This is a genomic window from Streptomyces sp. SID14436 (genome assembly GCF_010548465.1).
GTDB lineage: Bacteria > Actinomycetota > Actinomycetes > Streptomycetales > Streptomycetaceae > Streptomyces.
In genome coordinates this window covers 1-1,868 of record NZ_JAAGMD010000150.1, presented here as the reverse complement: position 1 = coordinate 1,868, position 1,868 = coordinate 1, and the positions used below count along the sequence as shown (strand labels likewise).

Below are 1,868 nucleotides of genomic sequence, written 5' to 3'. Positions count from 1 at the left end.
CCGGTGTGCGCGTCGGGGCCGAGGCCGTAGCGGCGGTCCCAGGTGCGGACCGTCGTCGGGGCCACGCCGAGCCGCCGGGCGACCTCGCCCGTCGTCAGCCCGCCGCCGCGGGGTGCGTCGTCGTCGCGGCCGGCGTGCTCGGGCCTGCCGGTGGTGCCGTCGTCCGGGTCGTCGTCCATGACCCCACTGTACGACGCACAAACGACGCATGTTGTCTGCATCGTTTCGACTCTCCAAGACTGACGGCACAAGCGACGCACACGAAACGACGCACGACGCACGACGCACGACAGGAGGAACCGGGCCATGAGCACGACCACGCGACGTACCGGCACCCTCGTCCCGCCGGCCGAGGAGACCCGGTACGAGGACGAGCTGGCCCGCGGCCTGCGTGCCGCCGACGAGAACGCGTTCGCGGCGATCTACCGGCGCTGGGGGCCGCTGGTCCACACGATGGCCGTCCGGTCGCTCGGTGACACGCACGAGGCCGAGGACGTGACCCAGCAGGTGTTCCTGGGCGCCTGGCGCGGCCGGGACGGGTTCCGGCCGGAGCGAGGCCCGCTGGGCGCCTGGCTGGTCGGCATCACCCGCCGGAAGATCGTCGACGCGCTGGCCGCCCGCACCAAACGGCTGGCGCTCGCCGACTCGGCCGCACGCGGCGCCGGCACCTCCCCGCCCCGCGAGCCGGCCCCGGAGAGCGTCCTGGACCGGGTGCTGCTGGTGGACGCCTTGTCCCGGCTGCCCCGGCACCAGCGGGACGTGCTGTGCCTGGCCTTCTACGAGGACCTGACGCAGGCCCAGATAGCGCAACGCACCGGCATGCCCCTGGGCACGGTCAAGAGCCATGCCCGGCGCGGTCTGCACCGGCTGCGCGGCGCGGTCGACCGGGGCCACGCCCCGGCCGACGGCACATAGGCAGGCGAACAGGGACAGCCGCCCCCGCATCCGGGGACGCTCCCCCGGCCGAAGCACCACCGAGACCCCGCGCGGTGCGGGGACTCCACCCGAAAGGACCCAGGGACATGACTTCTCGGACCCCCCTCACCCTCGCCGCCTGCGCCGGGGCGTGCGCGCTGGCCCTCGGTGCCGCCACGCCCGCCCTGGCGGCACCCGGCGACGACGACGGCACGGCGACCGTGTCCGTCTTCCACGGCATCCCCGGCATGACGGTGGACGTGTACGCCAACGGCGACGAACTGCTCGGCGACTTCGAGCCCGGCACGGTGACCGAACCGCAGCAACTCGACGCCGGCACCTACGACATCCAGATCTTCCGAGCGGGCCAGAACCCCGACGGCGCCCCGGCGCTGGAGAAGGAGATCGAGGTGCCCGAGGGCGCCGACGCCACGGTCGCCGCCCACCTGAACGCCGACAGCAAGCCCGAGTTGACGGCGTTCGTCAACGACGTGTCCCCGGTCGGCGCCGGCCAGGCCAGGCTGACGGTGCGTCACGTGGCGGCCGCCCCCGCCGTCGACGTCCGGGCGGGCGGACAGCCGGTCCTCACCGGCCTGGAGAACCCGAAGGAGCAGACCACCGAGGTCGACGCGGGCACCGTGAACGCGGACGTCGTGCTCGCCGGCACGGACACCGTGGCGATCGGCCCGGCCGACCTCACCCTCCAGGAAGGGACCAGCACCGTCGTCTACGCCTGGGGCAGCGCCGAGGACGACAACCTGGCGCTGAAGACCCAGACGTTCAGCGGCACGGCGTCGGCCCCCAAGGGCGTGCACGCCGGCGGGAACGGCGCGGCTGTGGACCCCGGCTCCCCGGGCTCCTGGCCGGGCTGGGCCGCGGCGGCCGGTGCGGTGACGGTCACGAGCGTGCTGGTGGCCCGCCGGGTCGCCGGCCGGCGTGCCTGAGCGGCACCG

At 74.7% G+C, this 1,868-nt stretch carries 3 protein-coding genes; 2 read left to right on the top strand and 1 reads right to left on the bottom strand.

Annotated elements, in window-relative coordinates; all coding sequences use genetic code 11:
* A partial coding sequence (locus G3I53_RS33630) for a MerR family DNA-binding transcriptional regulator (protein ID WP_239063591.1) occupies nucleotides 1-179 on the bottom strand: 179 nt, incomplete at its 3' end.
* 127 nt (nucleotides 180-306) lie between these two features.
* Here G3I53_RS33630 and G3I53_RS05700 point away from each other — a divergent pair.
* On the top strand, nucleotides 307-915 hold the full coding sequence (locus tag G3I53_RS05700) for a sigma-70 family RNA polymerase sigma factor (RefSeq protein WP_164333257.1): 609 nt from the start codon (nucleotides 307-309) through the stop codon (nucleotides 913-915).
* A 107-nt stretch (nucleotides 916-1,022) separates the two neighbouring features.
* A complete protein-coding gene (locus G3I53_RS05695; RefSeq protein WP_164438081.1) occupies nucleotides 1,023-1,859 on the top strand; it encodes a DUF4397 domain-containing protein in 837 nt (278 codons plus the stop codon).
* The last annotated feature ends 9 nt before the right edge of the window (nucleotides 1,860-1,868 follow it).